The sequence below is a fragment of the Streptomyces sp. NRRL S-920 genome (genome assembly GCF_000717945.1).
Taxonomy (GTDB): domain Bacteria; phylum Actinomycetota; class Actinomycetes; order Streptomycetales; family Streptomycetaceae; genus Streptomyces; species Streptomyces alboniger.
Genome location: NZ_JODF01000001.1, coordinates 1 through 23,213 on the forward strand (window position 1 = coordinate 1; position 23,213 = coordinate 23,213).

At 73.9% G+C, this 23,213-nt stretch carries 2 protein-coding genes; both read left to right on the forward strand.

Annotation, left to right across the window (positions count from 1 at the left end):
* Positions 1 to 11,848: non-ribosomal peptide synthetase (locus IG54_RS0100005; protein ID WP_037895867.1), on the forward strand; the 11,848-nt coding region annotated here is incomplete at its 5' end.
* Positions 11,849 to 11,959: 111 nt separating this feature from the next.
* On the forward strand, positions 11,960 to 23,209 hold the full coding sequence (locus IG54_RS42745; protein WP_234335891.1) for an amino acid adenylation domain-containing protein: 11,250 nt from the start codon (positions 11,960 to 11,962) through the stop codon (positions 23,207 to 23,209).
* The last annotated feature ends 4 nt before the right edge of the window (positions 23,210 to 23,213 follow it).

Below are 23,213 nucleotides of genomic sequence, written 5' to 3' on the forward strand. Positions count from 1 at the left end.
GCGGCACTTGTATGGGCCGACCGAGGTCACGTTGTGTGCGACGTGGCATGTGCTGCCGGTGGGTGTGAGGGGCGGTTCGGTGCTGCCGATCGGGCGGCCACTGGCGAACCGGCAGGTGTATGTCCTTGACGCGTTCTTGCAGCCGGTCCCACCGGGTGTGGCAGGGGAGTTGTACGTCGCCGCTGCCGGGCTCGCACGTGGCTACAGCGGGCGCTCGGGCCTGACGGCGGAACGGTTCGTGGCGTGTCCGTTCGGCGAGGGCGGGCGGCGGATGTACCGGACGGGGGATTTGGTCCGGTGGTCGTCCGGGGGTGAGTTGTTGTTCGTGGGGCGTGCGGATGAGCAGGTGAAGGTCCGTGGGTTCCGGGTGGAGTTGGGTGAGGTCGAGGCGGTCGTGACCACGGACGGGCCAGGTATCGATGTCCGCGAGCTGCTTGCGTACGTATCTGATCGGCTGCCCGCGTACATGGTCCCGGCGGCGATCGTCGTCCTGGATGCCCTGCCGCTGACGGTCAACGGCAAGGTGGACCGGGCCGCCCTGCCTGCCCCCGACTTCGCAACCCGGGTGACCGGACGGCAGCCGCGCACCGAGACCGAGCGCATATTGAGCCGACTGTTCGCCGAAGTGCTCGGCCTGGACCGCGTAGGTGTCGAGGACGGCTTCTTCGAACTGGGCGGGGACTCCATCAGCTCCATGCAGCTCGCCTCCCGGGCACGCCGTTCCGGGCTGGTCGTGACACCTCGGCAGGTCTTCGAGGAGAAGACGCCCGAGCGGCTCGCCACCGTGGCGGAGACGCTGGCGAAAGCCGCCGGGAAGGCGGCCGCCACGCACGACGTGGGCGTCGGCGAGGTGCCCTGGACTCCGGTCATGCGGGCGCTGGGCGAGCGTGCGGCGCAGCCCGGCTTCGCGCAGTGGGTGATCCTCGGTGCCCCGGCCGGGCTGGGCCTCGACGTACTGACCACGGGTCTCGGGGCTCTGTTGGACGCGCACGACATGTTGCGGGCCCGCACGGTCCCCGGCGAACCGAAGCTGATCGTCGGCGAGCGGGGATCCGTCGATGCCGGGAACCTGACCGCGTGCGTGGCGGCCGTGCACGCTGCGGACGACGCCCTGGACAGGATCGCGGAACAGGCGGCACGGAAGGCCGTGGAGCGCCTCGATCCGGGCGCCGGGGTGATGGCCCAGGCGGTATGGGTGGACGCCGGACCGGAACGAATCGGCCGACTGGTTCTCGTGGCCCATCACCTGGTGGCCGACGGGGTGTCCTGGCGGATCCTCGTGCCGGACCTGCGCGCCGCCTGCGAGGCGGCTGTCGACGGGCGGGTGCCACACCTGGACCCAGTAGGGACCTCGTTCCGCCGTTGGGCGGAGCGGCTGGCGGCGGAGGCACGCGACGAGCGGCGACTCGCCGAGCTGGACGACTGGCTGACGCTTCTCGGTGACAGCCAAACCCCGCTGGGTGGCCGGGCGTTGGACCACGACATCGACACCGCGCACACCCTGTGTCAGCGGACGTGGATCGTTCCCCCGGAGCAGGCGGCCACGCTCGTGGGCCGCACGCCGAACACGTACCACTGCGGCATCGACGACGTCCTGCTCGCGGCCCTTGCCGGTGCGGTCACACACTGGCGTGGCGACGGCGACACCGACGTGCTGGTCGAGGTCGAGGGGCATGGTCGCGAGGCGCTGGATGATGGAGTGGATCTGTCACGTACGGTCGGCTGGTTCACCAGCGCGCGCCCGGTGCGGCTGGGCACCGCGGGAGTGGATCTCGCCCAGGTCCGGGCGGGCGGGCCTGCCGCCGGTGCACTCCTGAAGATGGTCAAGGAGCAGGCGCGCGCGGTACCCGGCGACGGCCTCGGCCACGCCCTCCTGCGCCACCTCAACCCCGAGACCGCCCCCGCCCTGGCAGCCGCCCCGACCCCGCAGATCGGCTTCAACTACCTCGGCCGCTTCACCACCGAGACCACCGCCACCGGCGCGCCCACCCCTTGGCAACGGGCCGGTGGTGCCACCCCGATCGGTGGCTCCGTCGACCCCGACATGCCCCTCCCGCACGCCCTGGAAGCCAATGTCTCCGTCCAGGACACCATCGACGGACCCGCGTTGGAGATCAGGCTGAGCTGGCCCGGCGAGCTGATGGAGGAAGCCGATGCGGAGCGCCTCGGTCTGACCTGGGTCGCGATGCTCGGCGGCCTCGCCGCACACACCGAGGAACCCGGCGCCGGCGGACACACGCCCTGCGACTTCCCCCTCCTGAACACCCTGACCCAGGCCGGCGTCGAACGGCTGGAGTCGGCGGTACCGGAACTGGCCGACGTATGGCCGTTGTCCCCCCTCCAGGAAGGGATGCTCTTCCACGCCACCTTCGACGGCGAGGGCCCCGACGCGTACCAGAGTCAGCGTGTACTCGCCGTGGACGGACCACTGGACACGGAGCGGCTGCGCGCGTCGTGGCAGGACTTGGTGGCGCGGCACGACGCACTGCGGGCGAGCTTCCACCGGCTGCCCACCGGCGAGGCCGTGCAGGTCGTGGCGCGGCACGTCGAACTGCCCTGGCGCGAGGCCGATGTCTCCGACCGCCCGGCGGACGAGGCCCTCGCCGAGGCGCGACGGCTCGCCGCGCGCGACGCGGCCGAGCGCCTCGACCTGGCGGCGCCACCGCTCCTGCGGCTGCTCCTGATCCGCCTCGCCGAGGAGCAGCACCACCTGATCGTCACCAGCCACCACATCGTGGCCGACGGCTGGTCGACGCCGCTCCTGCTGAACGAGGTCTCCCAGACCTACGCAGCGGAATCCGAGGCGTATACGGCGGATTCCGAGGCCCGTGCGGCCGGCGAAGCCGCCCCCGCGCGGGCCGCTTCGTACGGGGACTACCTCGCCTGGCTGCACCGGCAGGACAAGGAAACCGCGCGGCGGGCCTGGCAGGCCGAGCTGGCCGGAGCCGACGAGCCGACCCTCATGGCCCCCACGGATCCGGGCGGGGCGCCCGTCCTGCCCGAGGAACGCTCGCTGCGCCTCTCCCGGAGCACGACACACGCCCTCACCGAACTGGCCCGCGCCCAGGGCCTGACCATGAACACCGTCGTGCAGGGCGCGTGGGCGATGGTCCTCGCCCGCCTCGCCCGGCGTACGGACGTGGTGTTCGGCACCACCGTGGCCGGACGGCCCCCGGAGATCCCCGGCGCCGAGTCGATGGTCGGCCTGTTCATCAACACACTGCCGGTGCGCGTTCCGCTCGACGCCCGACAGCCGGTGCTCGCGATGCTCGCCCAACTCCAGGAACGCCAAACGGCACTGATGGCGCATCAGCACGTTGGCCTGACGGAGATCCAGGCGGCCTGCGGAGCGGGCGCGACCTTCGACACCATGCTGATGTTCGAGAACTACCCCCGGAGCACACCCCTGCTTCCCGCACCGGGCCCCGGCCGGGACGACGGCCGCGTCTCGCTCACCCAGGTCGACAGCCGCCTGGGAACCCACTATCCGCTGGCCGTCGGCGTCGTCCCGGACGAGCGCCTGGGAGTCCGCCTCACCTACCGGCCGGACGTCCTCGACGGGCGGCGGGCCCTGCACGTGGGCGGGCAACTGGCGCGCGTCCTCGACGGGATCGCGGCCGATCCGGCGCTCCGGGTCGGCGACGTCGACGTGCTGGAGTCGACCGAGCGCACCATGGTCCTCGAACGGTGGAACGCCACCGACCGGCCCGTTCCCACCGGGACCCTGGGGGAAATGTTCGAGGCGCAGGCGCGCCGCTCCCCGGACGCGCCCGGCGTCATCGCGGCGGACCGGCAGTGGACCTACGCGCAGCTCGCACGGGCCGCCGACCACGTCTCGCACGAGGTGCGGGCGCGCGGAGTGCGCCGCGGTGACCTGGTCGGCGTCGTGATGGAACGCTCGGCCGACGTGGTCGCGGTCCTGCTGGGCGTGGCCCGGGCGGGCGCGGCCTTCGTACCGGTCGACCCGGCGTACCCCGCGGAGCGCATCGCGCACGTGCTGGCAGACGCCCACCCGGCCCTCGTGGTGTGCACGGCCACGACCGAGGCGGTGCTTCCGGCGGGCGTGCCGAGGTGGGTCCACGACACGTCCGACACATCTGACAGGCCTGACACATCTGACACGCCGGACACGTCCGAGAGGCCTGACACGTCCGACACGCCGGGGACGCTCGGGATACCCGAGGACGGCCCGAGCCGCGCGGCAGATCCCGCGTACGTGATCTACACCTCCGGATCGACCGGGGCACCGAAGGGCGTCGTGGTCACCCACGGCGGTCTCGGCAACCTGGCCGCCGGCCAGATCGAGCGGTTCGCCGTACGCCCGGACTCACGCGTCCTGCAACTGGCCTCGTGGAGCTTCGACGCCGCCGTCTCCGAGCTGTGCATGGCGCTCCTTTCGGGGGCGGCGCTCGTCGTGGCCGACGCGGACCGGCTGCCGCCGCACGGCGTACTCGCGGACGTCGCCGCCGAGTTCGGGGTGACGCACATGACGGTCCCGCCGTCGGTCCTCGCGACGGTGGACGCGCTGCCGGACACCGTGGAGACCCTGATCGTCGCGGGCGAGGAGTGCCCGCCGTGGCTGGCCGATCGCTGGGCGGAGCGGCGCCTTGTCAACGCGTACGGCCCCACGGAGGTGACCGTCTGCGCCGCGATGAGCGAGCCGTTGCACACGACGGGGGAGGGCCCGGTGCCGGTCGGCCGCCCGCTCGTCAACACCCGGATCTACGTCCTCGACGACTTCCTGAAACCCGTCGCGCCCGGAACGGTCGGCGAACTGTACGTCGTGGGACCGGGTTTGGCGTGCGGCTACCTCCACCGGCCGGGCCCGACCGCCCAGCGGTTCGTCACCAACCCCTTCCGAGGACCGGGCGACGCGGACCGGATGTACCGGACGGGAGACCTGGCCCAATGGACGGCCGAGGGCGAGTTGCTGTTCGTGGGGCGTGCGGACGAACAGGTGAAGGTCCGTGGGTTCCGGGTGGAGCTGGGTGAGATCGAGACGGTCCTCGCCGGTCACGAGGCGGTCGGCCGAGCGGTCGTGGTGGCCCGTCAGGACGGGCCGGGGGAGCGGCGGCTCGTCGCGTACGTGGTTGCCGAAGCGGCGTACGCGGAGACGGCGGGCGTGGGTACCGAGGTGCCGGCCCTGGACGCGGAGACGCCGGAAATGGACGCGAAGGTTCCGGGCCTGGACGTGAAGGCGCCGGGCGTGGACGCGCGGGAGTTGCGTGCGTACGTGGCCGACCGGCTGCCCGACTACATGGTCCCCGCGGCGATCGTCGTCCTGGACGCCCTGCCCCTGACCGTCAACGGCAAGCTCGACCGCGCGGCCCTGCCCGCACCGGCCTTCGCCGCCAAGATGACCGGACGCGAGCCGCGCACCGCCACCGAACGCACCCTGTGCCGACTGTTCGCCGAGGTGCTGGGCCTGGAACGGGTCGGCGCCGAGGACGGCTTCTTCGAGCTGGGCGGCGACTCGATCAGCTCCATGCAGCTCGCCTCCCGGGCGCGGGAGGCGGGCCTGGTCGTGACGCCCCGGCAGGTCTTCGAGGAGAAGACCCCGGAACGCCTGGCCATGGTCGTGGCGGTGGCGGGGCAGGAGGCCGCGACCGTCGACGTCGGGGTGGGCGAGGTGCCCTGGACGCCGGTGATGCGGGCGTTCGGCGACCGAGCCGCCGATGCCGGCTTCGCGCAGTGGGTGATCCTCGGTGCCCCGGCCGGGCTGGGCCTCGACGTGCTGACCACCGGCCTCGGCGCCCTGCTGGACGCGCACGACATGTTGCGGGCCCGCACGGTCCCCGGCGAGCCGAAGCTGATCGTCGGTGAGCCGGGCACGGTCGACGCGTCGGCACTGGTGTCCCGGGTCTCGGCGGACGCCGCGGAGGTCGGCGAGGTCGCGGAGCGGACGGCACAGGAGGCCGTCCGGCATCTCGACCCGGCCTCGGGCGTGATGGTGCGGGCGGTATGGGTGGATGCCGGACCGGACCATGACGGACGACTCGTCGTGGTGGCGCACCACTTGGTGGCGGATGTGGTGTCCTGGCGGGTCCTCGTGCCGGACCTGCGGGCCGCGTGCGAGGCGGCGGCGGCAGGGGACGAGCCTCGGCCCGCCCCGGTGGGCACGTCGTTCCGGCGCTGGGCGGAACTGCTGGCGGCACAGGCCGTCGACGAGCGACGGGTCGCCGAACTGAATGACTGGCTGACCCTTCTGGGCGAGCCTCAACCTCTCTTGGGCAGTCGCGAGTTGGACCCCGCGCGGGATACCGCGCGGACCTTGCGCCGCACGTCCTGGGTGGTGCCACCGGAGCAGGCCGCCACGCTGCTGGGCCGGACCACGGCCGCCTTCCACTGCGGAGTCGACGACGTACTCCTCGCAACCCTGACAGGCGCGCTCGCGCAGTGGCGGCCGGACACCGCGTCGGGCGTCCTGGTCGACATCGAGGGGCATGGTCGCGAGACGCTGGACGACGGCGTGGACCTGTCGCGCACGGTCGGCTGGTTCACCAGCGCGCACCCGGTGCGGCTGGGCACCGCAGGCCTGGACCCGGTCCAGGTCCAGGCGGGCGGCCCCGCCGCCGGCGCACTCCTGAAGGCGGTCAAGGAGCAGGCACGCGCGGTACCCGGCGACGGGCTCGGCCATGCCCTCCTGCGCCACCTCAACCCCGAGACCGCCCCCGCCCTGGCAGCCGCCCCGAGCCCGCAGATCGGCTTCAACTACCTCGGCCGCTCCACCAACGCCGCCACCGCCACCGCCACCAGGACCGGCAGCACCACCCCCTGCGCGCCGACCCCCTGGCAGCCCGCCGGAGAGACCGCGATCGGCGGCTCCGTCGACCCCGACATGCCGGCCACCCATGTCCTGGAGGCGGGGGCGGCGGTGCGGGACACCCCGGAGGGGCCCGAACTGACGCTCACGCTGACCCGGCCGGGCCTGCTGGTGACGGAGGCCGAGGCCGAGCGGCTCGGCCGGGCCTGGGGGGCGATGCTCGGGGGTCTCGCCGCGCACACCGAGAAGAGCGGCGCGGGCGGGCACACGCCCAGCGACTTTCCCCTCCTGGCCGCCCTGACGCACAACACCCTGACGCAGCACGCCCTGGCGCAGAACGCCCTGACGCAGGACGGCGTCGAGCGGCTGGAGTCGGCCGTGCCCGGACTGGAAGACGTATGGCCGTTGTCCCCTCTCCAGAAGGGCATGCTCTTCCACGCCACCTTCGACGAGGAGGCGCCGGACGTCTACGAAGGCCAGCGGGCCCTGGCCCTGCACGGGCCGCTGGACGCGGCCCGGCTGCGCGCCGCATGGGAGACCGTGCTGCGCAGGCACCCGATCCTGCGCGCGAGCTTCCATCGCCTCGCGTCGGGAGAGGCCGTTCAGGTCGTCACCCGGGACGTCGAACTGCCCTGGCGCGAAGCCGACGTGTCCGGCCTGCCCGAGGCCGAGGCGGACACCGAGGCGGAGCGCCTGGCCGCGAGCGAGCGGGCGCGGCGGATCGACGTGACACGGGCCCCGCTGCTGCGGCTCCTCCTGATCCGCCTCGCCGAGGACCGGCACCGCCTGGTCCTCACCAGCCACCACATCACGATGGACGGCTGGTCCCTGCCGGTCCTGATCAACGACCTCCACGCGGCGTACGAGGCGCACGCCGCAGGTGGCGACGGACGGGACCTGCCGCCCGTGACGTCCTACCGGGACTACCTCGCGTGGCTGGGCCGACAGGACAAGGAGGCGGCGCGGGACGCCTGGCGGGCGGAGCTGGCGGGCCTCGACGAGCCGACGCTGGTCGCGCCCGCCGAGGCGGTACGGGTGCCGATGGTGCCGGACCGGATCCGTTTCGCGTTCCCCGACGAGGTGTCGCGGGGCGTCGCGGAGCTGGCCCTGAGGCAGGGCCTCACCGTGAACACCGTGGTGCAGGGCGCCTGGGCACTGCTCCTCGCGCGGCTCACGGGCCGTACGGACGTGGTGTTCGGCGCGACCGTGGCGGGCCGGCCCGCGGACCTGCCCGGCGCGGAGTCGGCGATCGGCCTGTTCATCAATACCGTGCCCGTACGCGTACCGCTGGTGGCCGGGCAGCCGGTCCGCGAGATGCTCGCCGAACTCCAGGCCCGGCAGGTAGCCCTGATGGCCCATCAGCACATGGGCATTGCCGAGATCGGTCAACTGGCGGGCCCGGCCGCGTCCTTCGACACGCTCGTCGTCTACGAGAACTATCCCCACCCGCCCGGCGCCACGGCCGCCCCCACCTCCTTGCGCATCCGCCCCGACGGGGATCCGCAGGACATGGGCCACTACCCGCTGACGTTCGTCGTCTCGCCCGGGGAGCGCATGCACGGCGACTTCGTCTTCCGGCCAGACGTGTGCGACCGGGCCCGCGCAAAGGACATGGTCGCCTCGCTGGTGCGGATCCTGGAGCAGCTGGTCGCGGACCCGGCGGCGCCCGTGGGCCGGGTGGACGTCGTGGCCGCCGCCGCACGCGACCTCGTCGTACGACAGTGGAACCGGACGCCGGATCCGGCGTCCGGTGCGGCACCGCTGCCCGAGCTGATCGCACGACAGGCGCAGCGCACACCCGACGCGGTGGCAATGATCGACGGCGAACAGTCGGTCACCTACCGCGAGTTGATGGAGGACGGCGGACGGCTCGCCCGCTATCTGGTCCGGGCCGGGGTCGGTCCGGAGCGCCGGGTGGCCGTCGTCGGGGAGCGGTCGGCGACCACCGTGCGCTCGCTCCTCGCCGTGTCGATGGCCGGAGGCGTGTTCCTGCCGGTGGACGCGGACTACCCGGCGGAGCGCATCGCGTACGTACTGGCCGACGCCGCCCCCGCGGTGGTCGTGTGCACCGAGCGGTCGCGGGGCGCGGTGCCCGCCGGATTCACCGGCCGCGTCGTGGTGACCGACGCCCCGCGCGTGGCGGGCGAGGTGCGTCGCTGCGCGGGCGGCCCGCTGCGGGACGAGGAGCGGACGGCACCCCTGCGGCCCTCCAACGCCGCCTACGTCATCTACACGTCCGGGTCGACGGGGGCCCCCAAGGGCGTCGTCGTCACCCACGCGGGCCTCGGCAACCTCGCGCGGGCGCAGATCGACCGCTTCGGGGTCCGGGCTGACTCACGCGTGCTCCAGTTCGCGTCACTGAGCTTCGACGCGGCGGTCTCCGAACTCTGCATGGCGTTCCTGTCGGGCGGGTCGCTGGTCGTGGCCGCCCCCGACGAACTGCCGCCACGGGTGTCCCTGGACGAGGCCGTGCGCCGGGCGCGGGCGAGCCATGTCACCGTGCCGCCGAGCGTCCTCGCCGCCGAGGAGCGGCTGCCCTCGGCGCTGGAGACCGTGGTCGTGGCGGGCGAGGCATGTCCGCCCGGGCTCGTCGACCGGTGGGCGCCGGGGCGGCGGATGGTGAACGCGTACGGCCCCACCGAGACGACGGTCTGCGCGGCCATGAGCGAGCCGCTGGCACCGGGCCGCGACGTCGTGCCCATGGGGCAACCGATGGCGAACGCGCAGGTGTTCGTCCTCGACGAGTTCCTGCTGCCCGCGCCGCCCGGCGTCCCCGGTGAGCTGTACGTCGCGGGCGCCGGGCTCGCCCGGGGCTATCTGGGGCGGGCGGGTCTTTCGGCCCAGAGGTTCGTCGCCTGCCCGTTCGCGGCGGGCGAGCGGATGTACCGCACCGGCGACGTGGGGCGGTGGACGCGCGAGGGCGAACTGCTCTTCACGGGCCGCGCCGACGACCAGCTGAAGGTCCGCGGCCACCGGATCGAGCCCGGCGAGGTCGAAACGGCCCTGACCTCCCACCCGGACGTCGTCCAGGCCGTCGTCGTCGCACGCCGGGACCACACCGACGGCAACCGCCTCGTCGCGTACGTCGTCGCGGACCCCGCCCGCCACAGCGGCGACGCGCCGACCGCAGACGGGGCCGCCGCTCCGCCCGCCACCGAACCGCCCCCGACCGAACCGCCCACGTACATCGCCGACCTGCCCGCATACGTACGGGAGCGACTGCCCGAGTACATGGTGCCGACCGTGTTCGTCCCCCTGGACCGGCTGCCGTTGAACGCCAACGGCAAGGTGGACCGGGCCGCGCTGCCCGCACCCGACCTCGCCGAGCGCGTCACCGACGGGCAGGCGCGCAACGGGACCGAGCGGCTCCTGTGCGACCTGTTCGCCGAGGTTCTCGGCCTGGAGCGGGTCGGGGTCGGCGACAGCTTCTTCGAGCTGGGCGGTGACTCGATCATGTCGATGCAGCTGGCGTCCCGTGCGCGCCGGGCGGGACTCCTGCTGACGTCACGGCAGGTCTTCGAGGAGAAGACCCCCGAGCGGCTCGCGGAGGTCGCGGAGGCCGCCGAGCCCGACGCCGCCGTCGACGACACCGGCGTGGGCGAGGTGCCCTGGACGCCGGTGATGCGCGCACTGGGCGAACGCGCCGCACGCCCCGGCTTCGCACAGTGGACGGTCCTCGGCGCACCGGCCGGGCTGGGAACGCAGACGCTGACGGCGGGCCTCGGCGCCCTGCTCGACACACACGACATGCTGCGGGCCCGCACGGTCCCCGGCGAGCCGAAGCTGATCGTCGGCGAGCGGGGGTCGGTCGACGCCGCCGGCCTGGTCGCCCGCGTGGACGCGACGGGCGCGCGGGACGACGCAGCCCTGGACGAGATCGCGGGCCGCGCGGCGCGCGAGGCCGTGGAGCGCCTCGACCCCGCCGCCGGGATCCTCGTCCAGGCCGTCTGGGCCGACGCGGGCCAAGGCCGCACGGGCCGGGTCGTCCTGGTCGTCCACCACCTGGTCGTGGACGGGGTCTCCTGGCGGGTCCTCGTGCCGGACCTGCGGGCGGCCTGCGAGGCGGCCGCCGCCGGACGCGCACCGGCACTCGACCCCGTGGGCACGTCCTTCCGCCGCTGGGCCGAACTGCTCGCCGCGCAGGCGTCCGACGAGCGGCGCACCGCCGAGCTGGACGACTGGCTCGCCCTGCTGGGCAAGCCCCAACCCCCGCTCGGGCAGAGCGACTTGGACCCGGCCCTGGACACCGTACGCACTCTTCTGCACCGGACCTGGACACTGCCGCCCGAGCAAGCGGCCACCCTGGTGGGCAAGGCCCCGGCGGCCTTCCACTGCGGAGTCGACGACATCCTCCTCGCGGCACTGGCGGGCGCGGTCGGGCACTGGCGGCCCGACACCGCCGCGGGACTCCTCGTCGACATCGAAGGGCACGGCCGCGAACCTCTGGAGGGCGCGGATCCGCTGCGCACGGTCGGCTGGTTCACCAGCGTCCGCCCGGTCCGCCTCGCCGTGGACACTGCTCACTTGGACGACGCTATGGCGGGCGGCAGGGCTGCCGGTAGCTTGGTGAAGGCCGTCAAGGAACAGGCGCGGGCGGTGCCCGGGGACGGCCTCGGTCATGAGCTGCTGCGTCATCTCAACCCCGTGACGGGACCGGTCCTCAAGGCCGCGCCCGCCGCGCAGATCGGCTTCAACTACCTGGGCCGGTTCGCGGCGGGCGACGGTGCGGACGGCGGCACCGGCACGGGTCCGGTCGGGCCGTGGCACCTGGCCGGTGAGAGCGCGATCGGCGGTTCGGTCGACCTGGACATGCCCGCCACACATGTCGTGGACGCGGGCGCGGTGGTACGGGACACCGCCGACGGACCCGAGCTGACGATCACGCTGAGCTGGGCGAGCCGGCTGCTGGAGGAGGCCGACGCGCAACGGCTCGGCACCGCCTGGCTGAGGATGCTCGACGGCCTCGCCGGTCACACGAGCGACCCCACGGCGGGCGGGCACACCCCGTCCGACTTCCGCCTACTCGACCTCGCACAACACCAGATCGACGAACTCGAAGCCGGATTCACCGGCGAGCAGTCCTAGCAGGCCCGAAGCACCTTCAGGCACCGGACGCCGACAGGCACCGGACGTTGTGAGCCGCCAGGCATCAGCCGTTGTGCCGTCAGGCACCAGCCGTTGTGAGGAGACAGCACGATGAGCCGACCCCGATCCCGATCCCTCGTCGAGGACGTGTGGCCCCTCTCGCCGTTGCAGGAGGGGATGCTCTTCCACGCCTCCTTCGACGAGCAGGGCCCGGACGTCTACACCGTGCAGTCGGCGGTGGACGTCAACGGCCCGCTGGACACGGATCGGCTGCGGGCCTCGTGGGAGGCCCTGCTGGCCCGGCACGCCGCGCTGCGGGCCTGCTTCCGGCCGGTCACCGGCGCGCACATGGTGCAGGTCATCCCGCGCGAGGTCGTGCTGCCCTGGCAGGAGGCGGACGTCCGAGGGCTCCCGGAGGCCGAGGCCCTGGTGGAGATCGACCGGCTCGCGGCACGGCAGCGGGCGGAGCGCTTCGACCTCACGGTCCCGCCGCTGCTGCGCCTCCTGCTGATCAGGCTCGACGACAACCGGCACCGCCTCGTCATGACGCTCCATCACATCCTGCTCGACGGCTGGTCGATGCCGATCCTGCTGGGCGAACTGCACGCGACGTACGCGGCGGGGGGCACCACCTCCGCGCTGAAGCGGATCGCGCCCTACGGCGAATACGTGGCATGGCTGGGCCGCCAGGACAAGGAAGCGGCGTCGGCCGCGTGGCGGGCGGAACTGTCCGGAATCGAAGGCCCGACGCTCGTCGCACCGGCGGACCCCGGCCGCGCCCCCGTGCTGCCCGAGCAGGTCCACGCCTCCGCGCCCGCCGAACTCACCGCCTCCCTTACCGAGTTGGCGCGCGGCGAGGGCCTGACGCTGAACACGGTCGTGCAGGGCGCCTGGGCGCTGGTCCTGGCACGTCTCGCGGGACGCACGGACGTGGTGTTCGGCGCGACCGTCGCGGGACGGCCCGCCGAGCTGCCGGGCGTCGAGTCCATGGTCGGCCTCTTCATCAACACCCTGCCGGTACGTGTGCCGCTCGACGGCGGGCAGCGGGTCACCCAGATGCTGGCGCGGCTCCAGGAGCGCCAGTCCGCGCTGATCCCGCACCAGCACGTGGGACTCGCGGAGGTCCAGAAGCTCGCGGGCCCCGCGGCCGTCTTCGACACCCTCGTGCTGTACGAGAACTACCCGCTGCCGCCCGCCGCCCCCGCACCCGGCCCCGACACCATCTCCCTCAGCCCGGCCGGGGCCTCGCGCGACGCCTCGCACTATCCGCTGACGCTCGTCGCGCTCCCGGGCGGCGACCGGATGCGCTTCAAGCTGGACTACCGGCCGGACCTGTTCGACCGCGGCGCCGCGGAGTCGATCGTCCAGCGGTTCCTCCGGGCCCTGGAGCGGATGGCGTCCGACCCCTCCGCACGGATCGGCGACATCGACGTCCTCGACGGGGCCGAGCGGTCACAGGTGGTCGAGCGGTGGAACGCCACGGGACGGCCGGTGTCCACGGGTTCCGTGGTGGCCGCCTTCGAGGAGCGGGCGCGCCTTTCGCCGGACTCGGTGGCGGTGCGGTGTGGCCAGGACGTGCTGTCGTACGGGGAGTTGGAGGCGCGAGCGAACAGGCTGGCCCGCTTCCTGACGGGTCGGGGCGTGGGTCGTGAGGCCAGGGTGGGCCTGTGTCTGCCGCGCGGTGTCGACATGGTCGTCGCCGAGTTGGCGGTGTGGAAGGCGGGCGGCGCGTTCGTGCCGCTGGATCCGGAGTACCCGGCGGACCGGCTCGCGTTCATGATGGCCGACAGCGGCGCCCAGACAGTCCTCTGCGCCGGTGAGCCGCCGACCGTACACCGCGCCGGTGAGCCGCCATTCGACGACGTACGCGTCGTACGACTCGACGACCCCGCCACCGCGCGGGCGATCGCCGCCACGTCGGCCGAACCGCCCGGCGTGACCCTCCTGCCGGACCAGCTCGCCTACGTCATCTACACCTCCGGGTCGACCGGACGCCCGAAGGGCGTGGCCCTCGCCCACCGCGGCGTGGCGAACCTCGCGGAGGCGATGCGCCCCGCGCTCGACCTCGACGCGGGCACGGTCATGTTGCAGTTCGCGTCGTTCGGCTTCGACGGATCCGTCCTCGACGTCGCGGTCACCCTGGCCGCCGGGGCCACCCTGGCCATCGCCTCAACCGAGGAGCGCACCGAACCGGACGCGCTGACCGGGATGATCCGCGACACGGGCGTCGAGTCGGCCAGCGTCGTGCCCTCGGTGCTGCGCGCCCTGGACCCGGCCGACGTGCCCGGCGTACGCAACTGGGTGCTCGGCGGCGAACTGCTGACCGCCGACCTGGCGAGCCGGTGGAGCGCGCGGGCACGCGTGTGGAACACGTACGGGCCCACCGAGGCGACCGTGATGGCCACCGTCGGCCCGGTCGACGCCGGGATCGCCGCGGGCGACCAACCACCGCCGATCGGACGCCCGCTCGCCAACACGCGCACGTACGTGCTCGACGGGTTCCTGCGGCCGGTGCCGCCCGGCGTGACCGGCGAGCTGTACGTCGCGGGACCCGGCCTGGCACGGGGCTACGCGGGACGGCCCGAGCTGACGGCGGAGCGTTTCGTGGCCTGCCCCTTCGGCGCGGGCGGACGGATGTACCGGACCGGTGACCTGGCCCGCTGGACGGCAGACGGCCACCTGGTGTTCGCCGGGAGGGCGGACGAGCAGGTCAAACTGCGCGGAATGCGCGTGGAGCCCGGCGAGATAGAGGCGGTGCTCGCCGCACACGCGGCGGTGGGCCAGGTGGCGGTGCTCGCCCGCGAGGACCTGCCGGGCGACAAACGGCTCGTCGCGTACGTCGTGCCCGCCACCGACACCGCGAGCGAGGCCGAGGGCGTCGGCGGCACGATCGACCCCGAGGCGCTGCGCACCTTCGCCGGAGCGCGCCTGCCCGACTACATGATTCCCGCGACCGTCGTCGTCCTGGACGCGCTGCCGCTCACCGTGAACGGCAAGCTCGACCGGGCCGCCCTGCCCGCGCCCGAACGCGCCGGACAGGGCGGCCGGGATCCGCGGACGCCCGTCGAGGCGGTCCTGTGCGCCGTGTTCGCCGAGGCGCTCGGCGTCGAACGGGTGGGCGCCGACGACTCGTTCTTCGCCCTCGGCGGCGACTCGATCCTGTCGATGATGCTGGTGTCCGGGGCCCGCCGCGCCGGCCTCGCGATCACCGCACGCCAGGTGTTCGAGCACCGCACCCCGGCCGCCCTCGCGCTGGTGGCCGTACCGGTGGACGGCGGGGCCGTCGGCGGCGGCGACCCCGGGACCGGCGAGGTGCCCCTGACGCCCGTGATGCACGAACTGCTGGACCGCGTCGGCGCCGACCAGGTGGGCCGGGTCGTCCAGTCCGCCGTCGTCGAGGCCCCGGCCGGGCTGAGCCGCGAGACGCTGGCCGACGCGGTGCGCGCCGTGGTGGACCACCACGACATCCTGCGCGCCCGCCTCCAGATGGAACCGGAACGGCGGCTCGTGGTGTCGGGACCGGGCACCGCACCGGCCGGATCGTGGGTGCGCCGGGTCGACGCGGCCGCCGTGGACGCCGACGACCTGCCCCGGGCCATCGCCGAGGAGAGCCGGGCGGCGGTGGAGCGACTCGATCCGCGCTCCGGTGTCATGGTGCAGGTGGTCTGGTTCGACCTCGGGCCCGAGACCGCCGGGCGGCTGCTGCTGGTCGTCGACCACCTCGTGATGGACACGGTGTCGTGGCGGATCCTGCTGCCCGACCTGGAGCAGGCCTGCGCGGCCCTCGCCGCCGGCCGCAAGCCCGAACTGGAGCCGGTCCCCACGTCGTTCCGGCACTGGGCGCGCGCCCTGGCCGAGCAGGCGCGGAGCGCGGACCGGACCGCCGAACTCCCGCGGTGGGCGGAGCTGCTCCAGGGCCCCGACCCGCTGCTGACCGCACTTCCCGCGGACCCGGCACGCGACGTGGCCGCCACTGTGCGGCGCGTCTCGGTGACCGTACCGGCCGAGGTCACCTCGGCCCTGCTGACCGGCGTGCCCGCCGCCTACCACGCGGGCGTCGACGACGTACTCCTGACCGGACTCGCCGCCGCGGTCGCGCGGTGGCGCGACGGCGCCGACCCCGAGGGCGGCTTCCTGGTGGACGTGGAGGGCCACGGCCGGGTGGAGCTGTCCGACGGCATGGACCTGTCGCGGACGGTCGGCTGGTTCACCGGCACACACCCCGTACGGCTCGACGCGGGCACCGCCGACCTCGACGAGATCCTGTCCGGCGGACCGTCGGCGGGCGACGCAGTGAAACGCGTCAAGGAACAACTGCGCGCGGCGCCCGGCGACGGCCTCGGCTACGGCCTGCTGCGCCACCTCAACGACGAGACGGCGCGGGAACTCGCCGCCCTGCCCGCCGCCCGCGTCGGCTTCACCTACCTCGGCCGCGTCCCCGGCGCCCCCGCGGACGAGAGCCCGGACACGGCGCCCGATCCCGCGGGCGGGCAGCTCCCCGTCGCCCACCCCCTGGAGGTCTCCGGCGTCGTCCACGACCTGCCCGAGGGGCCGCGCCTCACCCTGAGCCTCGCCTGCCCGCGCCGCCTCCTCGACGAGCAGGCGGCGCGCGCCCTGGTCGAGGGCTGGGCGGCGATGCTCACCGGCCTGGCCGCCCACGCCGCGGACCCCGCGGCGGGCGGTCACACCCCCTCGGACTTCCCGCTGGTCACACTGACGCAGACCCAGGTCGAGAAGCTGGAGGAGGCGGCGCCGGGCCTCGCGGACATCTGGCCGCTCTCCCCGCTGCAAGAGGGCCTGCTGTTCCACTCGATGTTCGCGGACGAGGGCCCGGACGTGTACGTGGAGCAGATGATCGTAGGCCTCGAAGGGCCGCTGGACACCGACGTCCTCCGGGCGTCCTGGCAGTCGCTCCTCGACCGGCACGCGAGCCTGCGCGTCGGCTTCCGGCAGGTCGCGGGGTCCGGGCAGGCCGTCCAGATCGTCATGCCCCGGGTCGCCCTGCCCTGGCGCGAGGAGGACCTGTCGGAACTCGGCGAGGACGCGGCCCGGGAGGAGTCGGACCGGATCGGGAACGAGGAACGGGACAAGGGCTTCGACCTGGACAAGCCGCCGCTGCTGAAGGTACTGCTCGTCAAGACCGGCCACGAGCGGTACCGCATGATGGTGACGCTCCATCACATCGTGCTCGACGGCTGGTCGTTGCCGGTGCTGCGGCGCGAGCTGTGGGCCTGCTACGAAGCGGGGGGCACCGCCGACGGCCTGCCCCCGGTGACGCCGTACTCGCGATTCCTGGCCTGGCTCGGCCGCCAGGACAGGGAAGCGGCCCAGGAGGCATGGGCGGCGGAGCTGTCCAACGCCGAGGAGCCGACGCTGGTCGTGCCCGTGACCCCGGGCGCGACGGTCGAGGCGTCCGGCGTATCGGGCGAGGTCTTCACCGTCGCCGACGAGGCGCTGAACGCCGCACTCGGCGAGCTGACGCGCGCCCACGACGTGACGCTGAACACCGTCGTCCAGGCAGCTTGGGCGCTGGTCATCGGCCAGCTGGCGGGCCGCAAGGACGTGGTGTTCGGCGCGTCCGTCGCGGGCCGGCCCGCCGAACTGCCGGGCATGGAGGACATGCTGGGCCTGTTCATCAACACCGTGCCCGTCCGCGTGGCCTGCGAGCCCGCGCGGACCGTCGCCGAGGTCCTCACCGACGTACAGGCCAGGCAGTCCGTCCTGATGGACCATCAGTACCTGAGCCTGGGCGACATCCAGCGGATCGCCGGACCGGGAGCGACCTTCGACTCCCTCATGGCGTTCGAGAGCTTCCCCACCGGCATGGACGCCCCCGCACAGCCCGGTGAGGGCCCCCGGGAGGCCGCACCGGCCGGCCTGAGCTTCACCGAGGCCGGCATGCGCGAGTCGATCAACTATCCGCTCGGCCTCGTCGTGGACCCGCTCGGCGGGCTGCGGCTGCGGCTCACCTACCGGACGGACGTCTTCGAGGAACCGGCCGCCCGCGCCCTGCTCGACCGCCTCGTGCGGGCCCTGCGGCAGATGGCGGCGGACCCCGGCCTCACCGTGGGCCGGATCAAGCTCTCGGACACCGCCGAGCGGTCGCTGGTGACAGAGCGGTGGAACGCTCCCGCGGTGGCGGTCCCGGACGCGCTGGTGCCGGAACTGTTCCAGCTGCGTGCGGGCCTCTCGCCGGACGCGGTGGCGGTGCGGTGCGGCCAGGACGCGCTGTCGTACGGCGAGTTGGAGGCGCGGACGAACCGACTGGCCCGCTACCTGACGCATCGAGGCATCGGCCGTGAAGCCACCGTGGGCCTGTGCCTGCCGCGCGGGATCGACATGGTCGTCGCCGAGCTGGCGGTGTGGAAGGCGGGCGGCGCGTTCGTACCGCTGGACCCGGAGTACCCGGCGGACCGGCTGGACCATGTGATCGCCGACAGCGGTGCGCGGGTGGTCATCGGGTCCGGCGGCTCCCTGGACGGCCTGTCGATGGGAGCGGCCCGGGCGGTACTGCTCGACCAGGTGGAGACCGGCCGGGCGATCGCGGCGGAGCCCGCCGAGCCGCCCGACGTGACGGTGACACCCGGGCAACTGGCCTACGTGATCTACACATCGGGGTCCACGGGCACCCCCAAGGGTGTCGCCGTGGCGCACGGCGGTGTGGCGAACCTGGCCGAGACGATGCGGCCCGCGCTGGGTGTCGCCGAGGGCGTGTCGGTCCTACAGTTCGCGTCGTTCAGCTTCGACGCGGCGGTCCTCGACGTGGCCGTCACCCTCGCGGGCGGCGGCACGCTGGTCGTCGCCTCGGGGCAGGAACGGGCCGAGCCGGGAGCGCTGGCCGAGATGATCCAGGCCTCGGGCGTCAGCACGGCGAGCGTCGTGCCGTCGCTGCTGAACCTGCTGGACCCCGACGCGGTCCCCGGCGTGGACAACTGGGTCCTCGGCGCGGAGCTGCTGACCGCCGACCTGGCCGGCCGCTGGACCCCGCAGGCGCGGGTCTGGAACACCTACGGCCCCACCGAGGCGACCGTGATGGCCACCGCGGGCCCCGTGGACGAGGACATCAGGCCGAGCGACGGCCCGCCGCCGATCGGCCGCCCGCTGGGCAACATCGGGACCTACGTCCTGGACGGCTACCTCCATCCGGTGCCGCCGGGCGTCATCGGCGAGGTGTACATCGCGGGGCCAGGTGTGGCGCGCGGCTACGTCGGACGCCCGGGCCTGACCGCCGAACGGTTCGTGGCCTGCCCGTTCGGCGACGGCGGACGCATGTACCGGACCGGTGACCTGGCCCGCTGGACGACCGACGGACAACTGCTGTTCGCGGGGCGTGCGGACGACCAGGTCAAGATCCGCGGATTCAGGGTGGAGCCGGGTGAGATCGAGGCCGTCCTCTCCTCCCACCCGCGGGTGCGGCAGGCCGTGGTGGTACTGCGTGAGGACCGGCCGGGGGACCGGCGCCTGGTCGGCTACGTCGTCGCCGACCAGGATGCCGAGGAGCCGGACACCGAGGAGATCCGCGCGTTCGTAGGCCGCACCCTGCCGTCGTACATGGTCCCCGTCTCGGTGGTGGTCCTCGAAAAGCTGCCGCTCACGCGCAACGGCAAGGTGAACCGCAGGGCGCTGCCCGTCCCCGACTTCGCGGGGCGGGTCTCCGGGCGGGAACCGGAGAACGAGACCCAGGCGACCCTCTGCGCACTGTTCGCCGAGATCCTGGACCTCGAACGGGTCGGCATCGACGACAACTTCTTCGACCTGGGCGGCGACTCGGGCCTCGCGATGCGGCTCGCCGCGCGGATCCGCGAGGAGTTCGGCACCGAGCTGAGCATGCGCCGCTTCTTCGGCTCCTCCACCCCCCTCGGCGTCGCCAGGCTGCTGACGTCGAAGGAGCTTCCTGAGCTGCGGCCGGTCGACCACCCCGAGGAGATCCCCGCCACGGCGAGCCAGACACGGACCTGGCGCCTCGAACGGGACAACCCCGGCTCGGCGGTCCGGCGCGTCCCGGTCGCGCTGCGCCTGCGCGGCACTCTGCACCGCGAGGCACTGGAGGCGGCCCTCGGGGACGTCGCCGCACGGCACGACATGCTGCGTACGACCTTCACCTGCTCCGCGGGCGGCGAGCTGTACCAGCACGTCCTGGACGCCGACGCGGCCCGGCCCGCGCTGCCGGTGACAGCGGCGACCGAGGAGGAACTGCCGGATCTCCTCGCCGACCACGCCGGGTACGAGTTCGACCTCACCCGGGAGACGCCGTGGACCTGCCGCCTGTTCGCGCTCTCGGACACCGAGCACGTCCTGCTGATCGTGGTGCACCGCATCGCGACGGACGACGCGTCGCTGACCATCCTGGTCCGCGACCTGGCGGCGGCCTACGGAGCGCGCCGCGAGGGCAGGGCCCCCGAACGCGCCCCGCTGCCCCTCCAGTTCGCCGACTACGCGCTCTGGGAGCGCGAGATGCTCCGGGACGAGCGGGACCCGGACAGCCTGATCGGCGAGCAGTTCGCCCACTGGAAGAAGGTACTGGCGGGCGTGGGCGCGGAGCTGGAGCTGCCGGCCGACAGGCCGCGGCCACCCGTCGCCTCCCACCGGACCGACTCCGTGCCGGTGCACCTCGACGGCGACACGCACGCCCGGCTGAAGGAGGTGGCCGAGGGCGAGGGCGCGACGGTCTCCATGGCGCTGCAAGCCGCGCTCACCCTGCTCCTCTCGGGGCTCGGGGCGGGGCCCGACGTCACCCTCGGCACGGTGCTGCCGCTGCGCGACGAGGAAGGTGACCTGGACGGCCTGGTGGGCCCCTTCGCCGACCCCATGGCCCTGCGGACGGACACCTCCGGCGACCCCACGTTCCGCGAACTGCTCGGCCGGTCACGGGACACGTACCAAAGGGCGGTGCAGAACGCCGACGTGCCGTTCGCACGCCTCGTGGACGCCCTCTCCCTGCCGGCCTCCGCGACGTGGCACCCCGTGTTCCAGGTCCTGCTCGAAGTGCACGGCGACGCCGCCGAGATCTGGGAGTCACCGGCCCTGCCGGGCCTCAGCACCACGCGCGTGCCCGTGGGGACACCGGTGGGCGAACTGGACCTGGCGATCAGCCTCACCGAGCGGTACGGCGTCGAGAGCCGCCCGAACGGCGTCGACGGCACCGTCCGCTACGCGGCCGAGCTGTTCGACCGGTCCACCGTCACCGCGCTCACGCGGCGGCTCGTCCGCGTCCTCGAACAGGTCGCGGCCGAACCGGGGCTGCGCCTGAGCCAGGTGGACATCCTCCTCGACCCGGCCGAACGCCACCACGTGGTGGAGGCCTGGCACGACACGGCGGCGGAGGCACCGGGCCTACCGGGCCGCACCGTCCTCGCACTCCTCGCCGAGCAGGCCGCGCTGCGCCCCGACGCGGTGGCCGTCACGGACCGGCACGGCCTGCTCACCCACGGCGCGCTGGACACCGCGGCCGAGCGGCTCGCCGACCGCCTGGCCGCACAGGGGGTCGGCGCGGAGGACGTGGTCCTCGTGGCGCTGCCGCCCACCACCGCACTCGTCGTCGCGTTGCTCGGCGTGCTCCGGTCCGGTGCCGCCTGCATGTTCGCCGACCCGAACCGGCCCATGGAGGACATCGCCTCGTGCCTGCGCCGGGCCACCCCCGCGGCCCTGGTCTGCGACATGGCCGTGGCCCCGCTCCTCGCCGACGGCATCACGGTGCCGATGCTGCTGGTCGACGGCCCGCAGGCGGCCGCGGCGGGCGGCGGGGACGCCGTCGCCGGGGCGGCCCGACGGCTGCCGCTGCCCGGCCAGGCCGCGCTCGTCCTCGGCTCCACGGCACCCGGCGGAGCCGACGGGTCCGTCGCGGGCGCGGTCATCGAGCACCGGACGCTGCACGACCAGATCACGCACCGCACGCGCGTCTCACCGACGCGCGACGGGGTGAGCGTCCTCGACGTACGCGCCCCCGTCACCGCGTTCCTCACCCCCCTGCTCGCCACCCTGTGCGAGGGCGGCAGCGTCCGCCTCGCAGCGGGCGGCGACGAGGCGGCGCCGAGCACCGCGCCGGACGGTGCGCAGCTCCTCGTCACCACCCGCGAGCTGCTGCCGACGATCCCCGAACCGGCGTCCGGACAGCCGCCGTTCGCCGAGGTCACGGTCGTCGACGACACCGGGGCGACAGCCGTTCAGGACACACGGGACTGGCTGGCCCGCCATCCGCGGACCGCGCTGGTCAGCGTCCACGGCACGGCGGAGACCGCGGGCGCGTGGCTCGATCACAGGACCGCGCCCGGCGAACCCCTCCCCGCGCAGGCCCCCGCGGGACGCCCGGCGCCCCGCACCCGGGCATACGTTCTGGACGACTTCCTGCGCCCCGTCCCGCCGGGCGGCACCGGCGACCTGTACGTCGCGGGCTACCCGCTGGCACGGGGGTACGCGGACGGCCCGCGCCCGACCGGCGAGCGGTTCGCCGCCTGTCCTTTCGGGGCCGAGGGGGAGCGGATGCTCCACACCGGCGAGCGGGCGAAGCGGACGGCCACGGGCCTGCTCGCCCTGCGCGGCAGGAGCCAGGACGCCCAGCACGGTGCCAGGGCGGCCCGCCGCGCCGGCGGTGACCACGGCGACCTGGAGGTCCTGCTGCCGCTGCGCCCGACGGGTACCCGCCCGCCGCTCTTCTGCTTCCACACCGGCACGGGACTGAGCTGGGCGTACGCGGCCCTCCTGCGGCACCTGCCCGAGGACCTGCCCGTCCACGGCGTGCAGGCGCGCGGGCTCGCGGAACCGGAGCCCATGCCGCAGAGCGTGGAGGAGATGGCGGCCGACTACGCCGAACAGATCAGGACCGTCCAGCCCACCGGCCCGTACCACCTCCTCGGCTGGTCCTTCGGCGGCCTGATCGCACACGCGGTCGCCGCCCGCTTCGAGGAGCAGGGCGAACAGGTGCGCCTGCTCGCGGTGATGGACGGCTACCCCGAGGGATCCGGCGGCGCCGACCTCGGCCGCCGGAACGAACCCGGCCAGGACGAAGACCCCCCGCGGAATCAGCGCGGCCAGACCCTGGGCCAGGACGTCGGCAAGGGCATGGACGAAAGCCTGAGGTCGAACATGCAAGCAGTGATCGACAACATCGGCCGTCTCACCCCGCACCACACGCCACGCCGCGTCCACGGCGACCTGCTGCTCCTCATCGCGGCCGAGGACCGGCCCGCGGAACTGACCGCGGCGGCCGCGCGGGAGAGCTGGCAGCCCTTCGTCGAAGGGGACGTCGAGTCGCACGAGATCGCCGCGAGTCACTACACCATGCTCCAGCCCGTGCCGTCGTCGGACATCGGGGCCATCCTCGCGGCGAAACTCCGACAGGCCGACGAGAGCGGCACGAAGTGAAGCC